Source organism: Ensifer sp. SSB1, from assembly GCF_016652895.1.
GTDB lineage: Bacteria > Pseudomonadota > Alphaproteobacteria > Rhizobiales > Rhizobiaceae > Ensifer.
This window is the reverse complement of sequence record NZ_JAEPRP010000076.1, coordinates 18,822-33,068: the sequence shown is the minus strand read 5'-3', so window position 1 is coordinate 33,068 and position 14,247 is coordinate 18,822. Positions and strand designations below refer to the sequence as shown.

Below are 14,247 nucleotides of genomic sequence, written 5' to 3'. Positions count from 1 at the left end.
ATCCGAGCAAACCCGGCAGATACGAAAAGGGCCGCTGCATTGCAGCGGCCCTTTTCGCTTGAGCTAATCGGTATGCTGCATCAGTTCGATGCGGTTGCCGAAGGGATCGTCGACATAACATCTGCGGTAGCCGGCAAGTGGCTCGTCTTCGACCGTTGCCACGCCAGCCGCTTCGAGCCGCGGCCTCAGGCGATCGAGATCGTCGACGAGGAAAGCGGGGTGGGCCTTGCGCGCCGGCCTGAAGTCCGGGTCGATGCCGAGATGCAGGCGGATGCTGCCTTGCTCGAACCAGCAGCCACCTCGGGCAAGAAGGTTGGCCGGCTTGCTGACCTCAGAGAAACCGAAGAGACCGCCGTAGAAGCCGCGTGCCGCCGGTTCGGCACCCGCCGGCATGGCAAGCTGGATATGGTCGATGCCGATGAGCCTGCCCGTCGGCTCCGATTTCGGCAGGATCGCCGTCATGACGCGTGCTGGTGGAAGACCTTGTTGACGATCACCCAGCGCCCGTCGATCTTCACCAGCGCCAGATGGTCGGAGTAGCGTTCGCCGGCGAAACTGTCGACCACCCGCACGGTTGCGGTATCACCGGTGATATCGATCTTCTGCACGTCCATCTCCGGCTGCGTGCCAGGGGGGGCTGCACCCACCTCGACGATCGTCTTGATGAAGCCGTCGCGCGTCGTCCATTCGAGCGCGCCCTTGTAGTTGCCGATAATCGCCGCGTCGGGGTGGAACGCCTTGCGCAGCGCGCCCTCGTTGGCAAAGGCCATGCCGTCGACATAGAGGTGCACCACCGCGCTGATCGCCTGCTCGTCGGACATTCCCGCTCCTCCTGAAATGTTCACCGCTGGTTGAGAAGTAGTGCGTCCGGCGGGAATTTCGATGGGGGAGCTCCCCGCTTCGGCTGAAACGGGGAGAGTTGGGTCAACGGTTGGTAAGCGCCAGCGAGGCGTCCGCGTAGCGATTGCCGGCGACATGTGCCGGAGACAGCGCGTCAGCGAGGCGACTGGATTCCTCGGCACTGAGGGTGATCGCCGCGGCCGCCGCATTCTGCTCCAGATGGTTGAGCTTGCTGGCGCCCGGGATCGGCACGATGAAATCACCCTGGTTGATGACCCAGGCGAGTGCGAGCTGGGCGGCGGTCACACCCTTCTCCGCAGCCAGCGCTTGCAGCGTTTCGACGAGCCGGGCGTTGGCATCGAAATTTTCCGCCTGGAAGCGCGGCAGCGAGCGACGGAAATCGTCGGCTGCGAGATCCTCGGGCTTACGGATCGCACCGGTCAGCATGCCGCGTCCAAGCGGGCTGTAGGGTACGAAGCCGATGCCGAGTTCCCGGCAGGTGGCAAGCACATCGGCTTCCGGATCCCGCGTCCACAGCGAATACTCGCTCTGGACGGCGGCGATCGGATGGACCTTGTGGGCGCGGCGGATGGTGGCGGAGCTCGCTTCGGAGAGGCCGATCGCCCGCACCTTGCCCTCGCGCACCAGTTCCGCCATGGCGCCGACAGTGTCCTCGATCGGCACGTCAGGATCGACGCGGTGCTGGTAGTAGAGATCGATGACATCGGTGCCGAGCCGCTTGAGCGAGGCTTCTGCCACGGCCATTGCATGTTCCGGCCGCCCGTCGACGCCCCTGATCGCCTGGGCCGCCGGCACGCCGGGCTCGATGCGGAAACCGAATTTGGTGGCAATCGTCACCTTGTCTCGCACGGCACCGAGCGCCTTGCCGACGAGTTTCTCGTTCTCGAACGGGCCATAGACTTCGGCCGTGTCGAAGAAGGTGATGCCGAGATCGACGGCGCGGTGAAGCGTGCGGATCGACTCCGCCTCATCCGTAGCGCCATAGGCGAAGCTCATGCCCATGCATCCAAGGCCGATGGTGGAGACGGTAAGGTCATTCCCGAGTTTGCGGGTCTTCATGTCGTTTCCTTGTCTGGCTGCCACGCGTCGGAACTAGCGTGCTGGGAGCGCACGTCTATCGTCCGAGGCATGAATTGATGGTTGGATACCGCCGATGCGCCCAAGTGGCGGGCGGCGGTTCCTCGTTGCCATCGCAGACGATCTCCTCGCTTCGTCCAGGCGTTGGCAACGATTGAAGAATAGGGCCATCTGCTGCGGCTGAAAATCACTGTCAATTCTCACGGGTTGTTCTATTATTTCGATCAATGAACAGAACGCAGCTCTCCCAACTCGCGGTATTGGCCGCCGTCGCCGCCCATGGCAGCTTTCGCGGGGCTGCCCGGGAGCTCGACGTGGCGCCATCCGCCGTCAGCCATGCCGTCGGCAGCCTCGAAGCGAGCCTCGGCATTCGGCTTCTGGCGCGTACCACGCGCAGCGTCGCGCCGACCGAGGAGGGGCGCCGGTTGCTCGAACGGCTGGCACCGGCGCTCGACGAGATCGCCCATGCATTGGAGGCTGCCGCCGACGCCCGCGAGCGTCCGGCCGGGAACCTGCGCATCACGGCGCCGCGTTTTGCTGCCGACCTCATCCTCGCACCACGGCTTGGGGCTTTCCTGGATCGTTATCCCGAGATCGTGCTCGAAATTGCCAATGAGGACGGCTTCACCGATATCGTCGAAGAGGGCTACGATGCCGGCATCCGGCTCGGCGAAAGCCTGGAGGCGGACATGATTGCCGTGAGGGTCGGGCCGGAACTCGAAAGTGCCGTCGTCGCTTCGCCAGATTACTTCAAGCGATATGGCCGACCGCAGCATCCGCGGGATCTGGCCGCGCATCGCTGCATTCGGCGGCGCTTCTCCAACGGCACGCTCTATCGCTGGGAGTTCGAGAAGGATGGCGAGGAGCTGACGGTGTCGGTCGAGGGACCACTGATTCTTGGCGAAGACCGGCCGATCATCAAGGCGGCAATGGGTGGCGCCGGCCTTGCCTATCTGTTCCTGTCCCGTGTCGAGACCGGGATTGCCGAAGGGAAGCTGGAGCGCGTCATGGAGGACTGGTGCGCGCCCTATGCCGGTCCCTATCTCTACTATCCGAGCCGCCGGCAGATGCGGCCGGCGCTGCGCGCCTTCATCGATTTCTTCCGGCACAGCGGATAGGAGACGGCTCGAAATCGGGTGGCGCGGCAGGCCCGGATCTGGAATGCCGTTGGTTTCGTGTTTGGATGAGAGGAAAACCTATGAAGAAGCCGGGTTCGATGAAGGGTCTCGAAGATCTCGGCCGGGTGCGGCTCTCCCGAAACTTCTTCTTCCGCGATTTCCTGCATTCGGAAATCGCCGATTTCTACCGCATTCCGAACATCCCCGATGATCCCGATCTGGCGATCGAGGCCGGACGCCGTCTCTGCGAGGAATTGCTGGAACCGCTGGAAGCGACCTTCGGCCGCCTCGTCATTCGTTCTGGCTACCGCAACCGCGCCGTCAACGGCTTCGGCAATGCCAATGGGCTCAACTGCTCGACCAATGCCGCCTCGGCCGCCGATCACATCTGGGACATGCGCGATGCGGACGGATGCATCGGTGCCACCGCCTGCATCGTCATTCCCTGGGTCTGGGATCGGCGCGGCGAGATCGGCGGCTGGCAGTCGATCGCCTGGTGGATCCACGACCACTTGCCCTATGCCTCGCTCTGCTTCTTTCCCAAGCTCTGGGCTTTCAACATCCAGTGGCACGAGCGGCCGGCGCGACGGATTTCAAGCTTCATCCAGCCGCGCGGGCTGCTGACCAAGGCCGGCATGGCGAACCAGACCGGCAATCATGCCGAGGCCTATGCCGGGTTTCCGGATTTGAGGACCGCGCCGAAATTGACCTTGTAGCGTACGTGCTCGTCGGTCCCGGAGTAACGGTCGTAGAGCCGCCGTGCCGTGGCATTGTCTGCTTCCGTGTACCAGTAGAGCCGGTCCCAGTCCTTTTCCCGGCAGAGCGCGATGAGATCGTCGATCATCGCCCTTGCCACGCCCTGGCCGCGTGCAGCGGGATCGACATAGAGATCCTCGATGTAGCAGATCGGCCTCCGGAAGAAGGTGGCGAGCTGTTCCTGGCAGATCGCGAAGCCGACCAGCTGGGTGTCGAGGATCGCCAGCCGCGCGAAAAGCGGCGCCGCCGGATCGATCAGCCTCTTCCAGGTGAGATCGATGATGTCTTCGGCCAGCTCGGAGCCGGAAAAGGCGAGATAGCCTGCCCAGAGCCGGCGCCAGTCCGCCTCGTCGCCGCTTGCCGCGGCGCGTATCGTCAATGCCATCGTGTTGGTTCAGCTCCCGTCATTCGCCGACATCGTTGAGCTTTTGGATCGCTTCGTCCGACAACCTAAGCTCGGCAGAACGAATGAGGCTCTCCAATTGCGCGAGGCTGGTGGCGCTGGCGATCGGTGCGGTAACACCCTTGCGGGTCCGCACCCAGGCGAGCGCGATTTCCGCCTGGGTCGCCCCGGTTTCTGCCGCGATGTCGTCGAGCACGCCGAGGATCCTCATGCCGCGCCCGTCGAGATATTTCTCGACGCCGCTGCCGCGCGCCGAGCCTTCGAGGTCCTTGTGGGTGCGGTATTTTCCCGAGAGAAAGCCCCGTGCCAGACCGAAATAGCTGATGACGCCGATCTCTTCGGAAATGCAGAGATCTCGCAGTGGGCCTTCGAACGCGTCGCGGTCGTAGAGATTGTATTCCGGCTGCAGCACCTGATAGCGTGGCAAGCCCTGGTTGGCGGAAACGTCAAGCGCCTCGCGCAGTTGCAGCGAGTTCAGGTTGGAGGCGCCGATCGCCCGAACCTTGCCCTCGCTCAGCAACTGATCGTAGGCCGCGAGCGTCTCTTCGTAGGGCGTTTCCGAATCCGGCCAGTGCGAGAGATAGAGATCGATGTGGTCGGTCTGCAGCCGCTTCAGCGAATCTTCGACCGCCTGCAGGATCCAGCGACGCGAGAGCCCCTTGCGATCGGGTCCGAGCTCCGAGCCGACCTTAGTGACGATGACGGCCTTGTCGCGTGATCGGCCGGACAGTTTCAGCCATTTGCCGATGATCGTTTCGGATTCGCCGCCCTCATTGCCCGGCGCCCAGGAGGAGTAGACATCGGCAGTGTCGATGGCGTTGAACCCGGCATCGAAAAAGGCATCGAGCAGGGCGAAGGAGGTCTTTTCGTCGGCGGTCCAGCCAAAGACATTGCCGCCGAAGACGAGTGGCGCGATTTCCAGGTCGGTGCGGCCAAGTCTCAGTTTTTCCATGGTTTTGCTCCATTGGACTGGATGAAGGCATGGTGCGATCGGGAGGATTGCGAAGAGAAAGATAGGGCAGAAAAGCTGACATTGTCACCCGCCCCCGGGCTTTTTTCTCAGGAAGGGGAATCCTCGGTCGGGCGTATGCAGCCGCTTGATAGGTACGTACCTCGGCGCTAGTCTTTGCGACCAAATCAGGGAGCCTCGCCATGCTACGTTTCGGAATTCTGTCCACGGCCAAGATCGGCCGCGACCTCGTCGTGCCCGCCATTCAGGACGCGGAAAACTGCGTCGTCTCGGCTGTTGCCAGCCGCGACTTTGCCAAGGCCCGGGCCATGGCCGATCGCTTCTCGGCGCCGCATGCTTTCGGCTCCTACGAGGAGATGCTGGCCTCCGACGTGATCGACGCGGTCTATATTCCGCTGCCGACGGCCCAGCACGTCGAGTGGTCGGTCAAGGCGGCCAATGCCGGCAAGCACGTGCTCTGCGAAAAGCCGATCGCGCTGCGTGCCTCCGAGATCGATGCGCTGATCGCCGCGCGTGACCGCAACGGCGTGCTGATCGCCGAAGCCTTCATGGTCACCTACAGCCCCGTCTGGCGCAAGGTGCGCTCGCTGCTGGCCGAAGGCGCGATCGGCCGGTTGCGCCACGTCCAGGGTGCGTTCACCTATTTCAACCGCGACCCCAACAACATGCGCAACATTCCCGCGCTTGGCGGTGGCGGCCTGCCGGATATCGGCGTCTATCCCACGATCACCACCCGCTTCGTCACCGGCAAGGAGCCGGTGCGGGTGCAGGCAAGCACCGACCGCGATCCGGAGTTCGGCACGGATATCTATTCGAGCGTGCGCGCCGATTTCGGCGACTTCGAACTCAGCTTCTACATCTCCACCCAGCTGGCGGCCCGCCAGGTCATGGTCTTCCACGGCGACAAGGGCTTCATCGAGGTGAAGTCGCCCTTCAACGCCGACCGTTACGGTCGCGAGGAAGTGGAACTGACGAACCAGAACCACGCCCAGTCCCAGCTGTTCCGCTTCCAGGATGCGCGCCAGTACAAGCTCCAGGCGGAAGCCTTCTCGCGCGCCGCCAAGGGCGAGGACGAGGAGGTGGTGACGCTCGAGAATTCGCGCCTCAATCAGAAATTCATCGATGCGATCTACCGCGCCAGCGCCAAGGACGGTTGGGAGGCAATCTGATCAACGAAAAGGGCCCGCCGGCTTGGCTGGCGGGCCCTTGCCTCTTGATCCCCTGCGATCATCCCGTCAGGCAATCGCCGCCTGTTCCCTTGCCAGGCCGCGCAGCTTGAAGATCAGAAAATCGGCGACCGTGATCAGGCCGATGACGATGAAGCCGATACCTGCGACAGTGAGGAACGGGTAGGCCGCGACCAGCAGCGCTACGCTTGCCACCTGCCAAAGGATGTCGCCGGCGATGCTGACGCGTGCCGCTGCGGAGACCGGCCCGCCGTTGCGTGCCGCGGCAAGGTGAAAGATCCCCCAAAATACCAGCCCGACGCCGAGCATCTTCATCATCGGCGCTGTCGCTGCGGGGCTGAAGAGCGAAGCAAGGGGGGCGGCAAAAAGGATCAGCAGGGCGCCGATGGCAAGAGAGTAGGCGCCGTCGGCGAGGAAGGTTTTGTTGAGAAGGCTGCGGTTCGAGAGGTTCATCTTCGGCTCCATCCGTTTGTCGATGGCCAGATGTTTGCGCCGACGACGTCATCAAGCCAATTACCTCTGAGGTAATGGATTTTACCCCGCGCGCGCGCCACTCTGCGGGTCCAATGGAGAATCACGACACATGCTGTTCGGCGAACATCTGAAGGAATGGCGCGGGCATCGCCGCATGAGCCAGCTTGACCTCGCGGTTGCCGCCGGCATATCGGCGCGCCACCTGTCGTTCCTGGAAACCGGCCGCTCGAAGCCGTCGGAGGGGATGATCCTGCGGCTGGCCTCGGTGCTGGATATTCCAGCCCGCGACCAGGGCACGCTGTTTTCGGCAGCCGGCTACCGGCCGCGCATGGCGACGCGGCCTGCCGCGGGGCTCGATGCCATGCCGCCCGCTGTCGCCAATGCCATCCGGCTGATCCTGGCGCGCCACGATCCCTATCCCGGCCTGGTGCTCGATCACGAATACACCTTGCTCGTCGTCAATCCGGCGCTGGCGAGCCTTGCTGTGGCCGCCGACATTCCGTTTCAGCCGGGAGAAAACTTCCTCGACACCTTCCTCGGCAATGACAACGTTCGCAAGCTGGTCGTGAACTGGGAGGCCGCGGCGGCCGATCTCGTGCAGCGCGTGCGCACCGAGGCCTGGTTGCAGGGGCCGCGTAGCCGTCTCGGCAAACGCTTGGAAAAGGCAGCGTCGAATTCGGCGGTCGAGCGTGCGATTGATAATCATCCGGACACGGACCGATTGCCCGTGCTGCCAATCGAACTCGATGTCGGCGGCCTGCGGCTGAGCTTCATCACCACGCTGCAGACCTTCGGCTCGACCCAGGATGCCCTTGTGGAAGGCGTGCTGATCGAATCCTTCTTCCCCGCGGACGAGGAGACCAAGGCGTTTTTCGAGCGAAAGGGATGAGCGCTACCGGCCGTCCCGCTGCAGGTCGATGGCGATGGCGCCGCAAAGCATCAGCGCGAGGCCCATATTGTAGGCGCCGATCGCCGCCGCAGCTTCAATCCAGTTGCCGCTTGCGCCGGCCAAACCCAGCAAGACCGAACCGACCAGCAGGCAGACGCGCGGAGAACGCAGACTGCATGTGATGATGCCGAGGAGGAAGGAAGCGGTGACGATCATGGTCCCGGGCACCCTTACGAATTGATGATGATCATGCCGCTGATGATCAGCGCGGCGCCAAGGGCGTAGCGCAGCGTCACGGCCTCGCCGAGAAAGACGGCGGCAAGCAGCGGCACGATGCAGAAGGTCAGCGCCATGAACGAATAGGCGATCGTCAGCGGCACGGACTTGATCGTGAAGATCCAGATGATCGTGCCGATGCCGTAGACCGCCAAAGCGATGAGCAGTGTCGGGCTGAAGGCCAGCGCCAGCAGCCCTTGGGCGTTGGCGTTTCCGGTCTTGGCGCTCGTGAGCTTGAAGAGAATCTGACCGGCCGAAATCAGCACAGGCGTGAAGAACAGACCGAACCAGACGGTGGGCGCCAGATTGAGGTTCATCGCCACGCCTCACACCGCCCCAGCTTTGTCTTCGCAGTAGAAGATGTCGCGGCCGATGTCGACGCACTCGTGCTTGGCTGGAACCGGATGCACTGCGCGCAGGAAGGAGTGGGTGTAGGGGAAGAAGTTGAAGTGTGGGTTGAACGTGTAGCGATACTCGCGCTCGCGCGGCACCACGATGATCAGGCGCCGGCGGGCAATCCGGCGGAGCTCGGAGATCGCCTTGCGATAGTCGAGGATATGTTCGATCACATGCGTGCAGACGACCGTATCGAATTCGCCATCCGCAAACGGCAGGTCCTCGATCATCGCGGCGTGATACTCGATGCCTTCGATCCGGGCTGCATCGTCGATGGCGAAGTCGACGCCCGTGAGGCGCTGAAGGCGAGGGTTGGCCTCCCGGATGCGCTTCAAGAGGACGCCCGTTCCGCAGCCGACGTCGCAAACGCTGTCGCCCACGATGCTGGCCGCGATCTTGCGCACGCAGGCTTCGGAATTATCCGTTCCCTCGTGAACCCTCGGATGGTGGCGATAGAGGTCTTCGTATTCGCGGGCCGAAAGGAACGGCGCCCGAGCGCGAAACTCGGCAAGGTGGGCAATGTGCTTGCCCCAGGCGAGGCTGGCCATGCCCTTGAAGAAGCGCGAATCCCTGAGGACCGGCGGGATGACGTCTTCGATGATGAAGCGTATGCGGTTGGTCGTTTCCCGGTTCATCCGTGGCGTTCCCGAACAATGCGTGGCGTCGGCTGCAAGCCGGTTTCCTGGTCGTCACCCCGGGTCGAAGCGATGCCGCTGTTCAGGCTGGCAAGGGGCGTTGCCCGTGAAGGGGTCGCAACATAGTGCAGCCGCAGCTGTTCGGTCCGGCCCCGCGAGACTGAATCGAGGATCACGCCCGCCGTGAACATGATGATCGACATCATCAGCATGGCCAGCGCGAAGACCCAGGTCGGCATGCGCGGCACGAGCCCGGTGGCGAAATATTCGAACAGCACCGGCATCATGAAGCCGATGCTCGTCGCAAAGAATGCCATGCCGATCAGTCCGAAGAACGTGAAGGGCCGCGTTTCTTTCATGAGCATCGCGAAGGTCCAGAGGATCTTGGCGCCGTCCTTGTATGTCGACAGTTTGGAATGGGAACCTTCCGGGCGCCGGCCATAGTCCAGTTCAAGCTCCGCGACCGGCAGCTTGAGACGCGAGGCATGAACGGACATCTCCGTCTCGATTTCGAAACCGTTGGAAATGGCCGGGAAGCTCTTGGCGAACCGTCGCGAGAGCACGCGGTAACCGGAGAAGATGTCGTTGAAATCCGTGCCGAATATTTCCCGGTACAGAAGGTTGAAGATCCTGTTGCCGAAGGCGTGACCCTGTCTGCCGGCATCGTCGTGAACGCCGCGTCGCGTCCCGACGACCATGTCGGCGCGCTCGGTGATCAGGGTGCGGATCAGGTCTTCCGCATCCGTCGGGCAATAGGTGCTGTCGCCGTCGGCCATGACATAGATGTCGGCATCGATATCGGCGAGCATGCGGCGCACCACGTGCCCCTTGCCCTGCCGGCGTTCGCGCACGACGGTCGCACCGGCGAGCATGGCCTTCAGCGCCGTGCCGTCGGTCGAATTGTTGTCGTAGACATAGACATGTGCCGTCGGCAGCGCCGCCTGGAAGCCCTGAACCACTTGTCCGATGGTCGATGCTTCATTGTAGCAGGGCAGCAGTACTGCAATGTTGAAACGGTCGAACATCCGGGTGGCTCGGCTCGTGTTGGGTTGGCGGCATCATAGGCATCAGGGTGTTAACAAGACGCCAAGGGCACGTTCGTGCGTGCGGCGCCTGGAGTCGACCGCTGCAGGCTTTACGCTTTCTTGAGCGCGTATCGTTAGGCTGCCATGGGATGGAGAAGGACAAGGAATCCATGGTGAACGGGACGGCGACGCTTTCTGAGGCGACTTCAACGGACGCGCCGAGGCCGTTCTGGTCGAGCCTGCGTTGGATGGTGTTCGTCTACGGCGTGCCCACAGTCCTCTTCCTCGTCACCCGGTTCCTGACGGCGCCCGACTATGTTGGCCGCGACAACGACGACGTCATGCGCCTGGTTCAGGTGCGCGATCTCCTTACTGGCCAGAGCTGGTTCGACCTGACGCAAGTCCGCCTCGGCCTGGAAGGCGGCACGCTGATGCACTGGTCGCGCCTCATCGACCTGCCGATCGCCGCACTCGTTTCCGTCTTCAGGCCATTTGTCGGCCCTGTGCAGGCTGAAACCCTGGCCTTGGGGTTCTGGCCGATTTCCCTTGCTGTGCCTTTGCTGGCGGCGATGGGGCTGGCCGGTCGTCGAGCCGGTGGTGTGGATGCCATGCACTTCTGCCTGGGACTGACCGTGATCTTCATCATCACGACCAATCGATTCCTCGGCGGAGCGATCGACCATCACAATGTGCAATTGGTCCTGGTTGCTGCCATGGCGGCAATGCTCGTCGATCATACGTACCGCGCGGCGAGCTACACCATTGCAGGATTGGCGGCAGCGCTGGCGATTGCCATTGGTGCAGAAACGACGCCGTTTGTGGCCATGGTCTGCGCGGTCGTTGCCTGCCAGTGGGTTTGGGCCGGTCGAAAGGCTTTGCGGTCCACCGTCGCCTTCGGCCTTTCGCTGGCTGCAGGCATCAGCCTGTTCTTCTTCGCGACGGTGCCGCCGCGTCTCTACCTGGCCGCGACCTGCGACAATCTCTCGATCGCCTTCTATTTGCTGGCGCTGACCGGGGGTGGCCTGTTGGCGCTTGCCGCCGCCACGCTCAGCGACCGGTCAGCCGTAGCAAGGATGATCGCTCTTGGCGCGTGCGGCCTGGCCGTCATTGCCGTGGCACTGGTTGTGGCGCCGCAATGCCTGGGCAATCCCCTGTCGGGGCTCGACCCGCTGCTTCTCGAACTGTGGCTCGACAATGTCACCGAGGCGCGTTCCTTCCTGGCGGTCGCAAGGACGGAGCCCACGAGCCTCGGCGCCTACTACTTCACCGGTGCCTTTGCCGCGCTTGTCTGCGCCTGGCGCATCTGGCGTCGGGACAGGGTCGATCTCAACCTCATTCTCTTCGCGCTAGTGTTTTCGAGCCTGATGATTGCGCTCATTCAGGTGCGCGGAATGGCCTTCTCCAATCTTTTGGCTATCGTGCCGCTTGCCTTGCTGCTTTCGGATCTTCGTGCCCGCTCGAAAGGCGGCACGGCGGGTACGGGCGCCTCCCTGCGTTACGTCGGCACGCTTCTCATTTCGGTCCCGGTTGTCTGGGCTATTGCCGGGGAGCTTTTCGACAAGGGGATCGGGGGCGTCATGGCGGGCGAGCCCCAAGCCTCGAATGGTGAGGCGTGCCTGACACCGGCATCGCTGGCCGATCTGGAGGGCCTTACGCCTTCATTCATCGTCGGGCCATCCGATATCGGTGCCGCCGTCCTTCGCCATACGCAGCACCGCGTTCTGAGTGCGCCCTATCACCGCAATGCCGCGGGGATGCTTACGGAGTTGAAGATCGGCCTGGCCCGGACTGAGGATGCGGCGAACATGCTGCGTCAGCTCGGGCATCCGATCCTGGCCTTCTGCGCCGCGGACGTTCAGGCACGAATGATCGCCGCGCGAGCGCCGCAAGGGCTCTATGCCGAACTTGCGGCCGATCATGTGCCGGCGTTCCTGTCGCCCTTGCCGATTTCGGCAGGTTCGCCCATCCGGCTCTATGCTCTGAAACCTTAGGCGGTGCCTGCCCGGCGGGTGGAAAGCGCAACGGATATGCTGGCCTTCGGCGAAGGGTGCGGTAAAAGAAGCCATGGCTTCTTTCTTCGACAGCGATTCTCCGAGCAATCTTGCCGAATATTCGGTGTCCGAGCTTTCGGGCTCGATCAAGCGAACCGTCGAGCAGGCCTTCGACCAGGTGCGCGTGCGCGGCGAGATCTCCGGCTATCGCGGCCCGCACTCGTCGGGCCATGCCTACTTCGCGCTCAAGGACGATCGGGCCCGCATTGACGCGGTGATCTGGAAGGGCACCTTCTCGCGCCTACGCTTCCGCCCGGAAGAGGGCATGGAGGTAATCGCGACCGGCAAGGTCACGACCTTCCCGGGTTCGTCGAAATACCAGATCGTCATCGAATCGATGGAGCCGGCCGGTGCGGGCGCGCTGATGGCGCTTCTCGAAGAGCGCAAGCGCAAGCTCGGGGCCGAGGGTCTCTTCGATGCCGCCCGCAAGCGGCCGCTGCCCTATATGCCCAGGGTGATCGGCGTGGTGACCTCGCCGACCGGTGCCGTCATCCGCGATATCCTGCACCGCATTGCCGACCGCTTTCCGGTGCACGTCGTCGTCTGGCCGGTGCGGGTGCAGGGCGATGGTTCGGACGACGAGGTGGCGGCGGCGATCCGAGGCTTCAACGATATTGAACCCGGCGGCCCGATCGCCCGTCCGGATGTGTTGATCGTTGCGCGTGGCGGCGGCAGCCTCGAAGACCTCTGGGGCTTCAACGACGAGGCCGTCGTTCGTGCCGCGGCCGCCTCTCAGATTCCGCTGATTTCCGCCGTCGGGCACGAGACCGACTGGACGCTGATCGACTATGCCGCCGACCAGCGCGCACCGACGCCGACCGGGGCGGCCGAAATGGCCGTGCCGGTCCGGGCCGATCTCGAGGCGGCGGTCTCCGGCCTGTCGGCACGCTTGAAATCTGCGGTCGGGCGGCAGATGGACAATCGCCGCCAGGCGGTGCGCGCACTGGCGCGGGCGCTTCCGTCACTCGATCAACTGCTGGCGCTGCCGCGCCGTCGCTTCGATGAGGCAGCGCTGGGCCTCGGCCGTGGCTTGCAAATGAACACGGCGAACAAGCGCCGGCAGTTCGAGCGTGTCTCGGCCGAGCTGCGCGCCGATCTTCTGAAGGGCAAGCTTTCCGAGCGGCGTCAGCGCCTTGTCGATGCCATGAACAAGGCCGAACGCATCGTCGAGCGGCAGGTCCATCGCGGCGAGGCGCGGGTCCAGGCGGCGGATGCGGCGCTGCGGGCGCTGCCCTCACGCTTGGTCGGCCAGATCCACCGCGCTTCCGATCGTGTCACGGGGCTTGCCGCCCGGTCGGATGCGGCGATCCGTGCAGACGTGCGCCGCCTGCGCAGCGTCATTGTCGCCCAGGATCGCATCCTGCAGTCGCTCTCCTATCGCAACGTCCTGCAGCGCGGCTTCGCTCTTGTTCGGGACGCCGATGGCGGTCCCGTGCGCCAGGCGGCATCCGTCTCGGCCGGCATGGCACTCAGTCTGGAATTTGCCGATGGCCGCGTTTCGGCAATTGCGGGCGAAGGCGAGGGCGAGCCGGCTTCTCCGTCGCCGGTGCCACGCAAGAAGCAGCCGAAGCCCGCGGAGCCGGCGGGAGATCCGCCGAAACAGGGCAGTCTGTTCTAGCGCGTCATCTCGTTGTCATGGCCACGACCTAACGCCATGGTTCCCTAAAGATTGACGGAGCCCGGCATGACTGAGCGAGCCAAGATTATCTTCATCCACGGCGCCTCCAGCAGTGGGAAATCGACACTGGCGCGCGCGGTCCAGGCGCAGATTGGCGAGCCGTTCTGGCATGTTTCGATCGACCATATTCGCGGTTCGGGAACGGTGCCGATGGAGCGGTTCCGCCGCGGCGACTTTCGCTGGAAAGAACACCGGGCCCGCTTCTTCGACGGGTTTCACCGCTCGCTGGTCGCCTATGCATCAGCCGGCAACAATCTCCTGCTGGAGCACATTCTCGAGGAGCCCGGCTGGGCCGTCGAACTGGCGGCGATGTTCGAACCCTTCGACGTCTTTTTCGTCGGCCTTCATTGCGAACTCGACGAACTCGTCCGAAGGGAAACGCTTCGCGGCGATCGGCCGATCGGCAGTGCCGCGGAGGACTTTCATCGGATCCATGAAGGACAGCGCTACG

General features: G+C 63.6%; 17 protein-coding genes. 7 read left to right on the top strand and 10 right to left on the bottom strand.

Features of this window, described 5'->3' with window-relative positions:
* Window positions 1-63 precede the first annotated feature (63 nt).
* The 3 genes from I8N66_RS19370 to I8N66_RS19360 all read right to left on the bottom strand — a co-directional run bounded on the left by I8N66_RS19370 (window position 64) and on the right by I8N66_RS19360 (window position 1,920).
* The gene (locus I8N66_RS19370; RefSeq protein WP_291156778.1) at window positions 64-462 is read right to left on the bottom strand and encodes a VOC family protein; all 399 of its coding nucleotides are present in this window, start codon (window positions 460-462) and stop codon (window positions 64-66) included.
* Entirely contained in the window at window positions 459-821 is a 363-nt protein-coding gene (locus tag I8N66_RS19365) for a nuclear transport factor 2 family protein (RefSeq protein ID WP_291156775.1), read from the bottom strand. Before I8N66_RS19365 ends, I8N66_RS19370 begins: the two co-directional genes overlap by 4 nt.
* A 103-nt stretch (window positions 822-924) precedes the next feature.
* Window positions 925-1,920, bottom strand: a complete 996-nt coding sequence (locus I8N66_RS19360; RefSeq protein WP_291156772.1) for an aldo/keto reductase — start codon at window positions 1,918-1,920, stop codon at window positions 925-927.
* A gap of 245 nt (window positions 1,921-2,165) precedes the next feature.
* Between I8N66_RS19360 and I8N66_RS19355 the strand changes: the two genes are divergently transcribed.
* Window positions 2,166-3,056, top strand: coding sequence for a LysR family transcriptional regulator (locus I8N66_RS19355; RefSeq protein WP_113538916.1), 891 nt, complete (start codon window positions 2,166-2,168; stop codon window positions 3,054-3,056).
* A gap of 80 nt (window positions 3,057-3,136) precedes the next feature.
* Complete coding sequence (locus I8N66_RS19350) at window positions 3,137-3,772, top strand: hypothetical protein (protein ID WP_113538917.1); 636 nt, start codon at window positions 3,137-3,139, stop codon at window positions 3,770-3,772.
* Here the strand turns inward: I8N66_RS19350 and I8N66_RS19345 are convergent.
* On the bottom strand, window positions 3,724-4,197 hold the full coding sequence (locus tag I8N66_RS19345) for a GNAT family N-acetyltransferase (RefSeq protein ID WP_113538918.1): 474 nt from the start codon (window positions 4,195-4,197) through the stop codon (window positions 3,724-3,726). The two genes, I8N66_RS19350 and I8N66_RS19345, sit on opposite strands and share 49 nt — an antisense overlap.
* A gap of 19 nt (window positions 4,198-4,216) precedes the next feature.
* Entirely contained in the window at window positions 4,217-5,167 is a 951-nt protein-coding gene (locus tag I8N66_RS19340; RefSeq protein ID WP_291156765.1) for an aldo/keto reductase, read from the bottom strand.
* Window positions 5,168-5,367: 200 nt separating this feature from the next.
* Here I8N66_RS19340 and I8N66_RS19335 point away from each other — a divergent pair, with 200 nt between their 5' ends.
* Window positions 5,368-6,354, top strand: a complete 987-nt coding sequence (locus I8N66_RS19335; protein ID WP_291156761.1) for a Gfo/Idh/MocA family oxidoreductase — start codon at window positions 5,368-5,370, stop codon at window positions 6,352-6,354.
* Between the two features lie 66 nt (window positions 6,355-6,420).
* Here the strand turns inward: I8N66_RS19335 and I8N66_RS19330 are convergent, their stop codons facing one another.
* Window positions 6,421-6,825 (bottom strand): hypothetical protein, encoded by a 405-nt coding sequence (locus I8N66_RS19330; RefSeq protein WP_291156758.1) that lies wholly within the window; start codon window positions 6,823-6,825, stop codon window positions 6,421-6,423.
* A gap of 130 nt (window positions 6,826-6,955) precedes the next feature.
* Between I8N66_RS19330 and I8N66_RS19325 the strand changes: the two genes are divergently transcribed.
* Entirely contained in the window at window positions 6,956-7,735 is a 780-nt protein-coding gene (locus I8N66_RS19325; protein WP_291156754.1) for a helix-turn-helix transcriptional regulator, read from the top strand.
* Between the two features lie 3 nt (window positions 7,736-7,738).
* Here I8N66_RS19325 and I8N66_RS19320 read toward each other — a convergent pair whose 3' ends face one another.
* Genes I8N66_RS19320 through I8N66_RS19305 form a run of 4 tightly spaced genes read right to left on the bottom strand, consistent with a single transcriptional unit; the run spans window position 7,739 to window position 10,067 of the window.
* Window positions 7,739-7,951 (bottom strand): hypothetical protein, encoded by a 213-nt coding sequence (locus I8N66_RS19320; RefSeq protein ID WP_291156751.1) that lies wholly within the window; start codon window positions 7,949-7,951, stop codon window positions 7,739-7,741.
* Window positions 7,952-7,965: 14 nt separating this feature from the next.
* Window positions 7,966-8,328, bottom strand: coding sequence for a transporter (locus I8N66_RS19315; protein ID WP_113538923.1), 363 nt, complete (start codon window positions 8,326-8,328; stop codon window positions 7,966-7,968).
* Between the two features lie 9 nt (window positions 8,329-8,337).
* Window positions 8,338-9,042: a class I SAM-dependent methyltransferase gene (locus tag I8N66_RS19310; RefSeq protein ID WP_291156747.1), complete on the bottom strand. Its 705-nt coding sequence runs from the start codon at window positions 9,040-9,042 to the stop codon at window positions 8,338-8,340.
* Window positions 9,039-10,067: a glycosyltransferase family 2 protein gene (locus I8N66_RS19305; RefSeq protein ID WP_291156744.1), complete on the bottom strand. Its 1,029-nt coding sequence runs from the start codon at window positions 10,065-10,067 to the stop codon at window positions 9,039-9,041. Before I8N66_RS19305 ends, I8N66_RS19310 begins: the two co-directional genes overlap by 4 nt.
* Before the next feature lie 149 nt (window positions 10,068-10,216).
* On the opposite strand from I8N66_RS19305, the gene I8N66_RS19300 reads away from it, so the two are divergent.
* The 3 genes from I8N66_RS19300 to I8N66_RS19290 all read left to right on the top strand — a co-directional run.
* On the top strand, window positions 10,217-12,058 hold the full coding sequence (locus I8N66_RS19300; RefSeq protein ID WP_291156741.1) for a hypothetical protein: 1,842 nt from the start codon (window positions 10,217-10,219) through the stop codon (window positions 12,056-12,058).
* Window positions 12,059-12,131: 73 nt separating this feature from the next.
* Window positions 12,132-13,736 (top strand): exodeoxyribonuclease VII large subunit, encoded by a 1,605-nt coding sequence (gene xseA / locus I8N66_RS19295; RefSeq protein WP_291156738.1) that lies wholly within the window; start codon window positions 12,132-12,134, stop codon window positions 13,734-13,736.
* Between the two features lie 66 nt (window positions 13,737-13,802).
* Window positions 13,803-14,247 (top strand): AAA family ATPase (locus I8N66_RS19290; protein WP_291156736.1); only part of this gene is annotated, 445 nt, incomplete at its 3' end.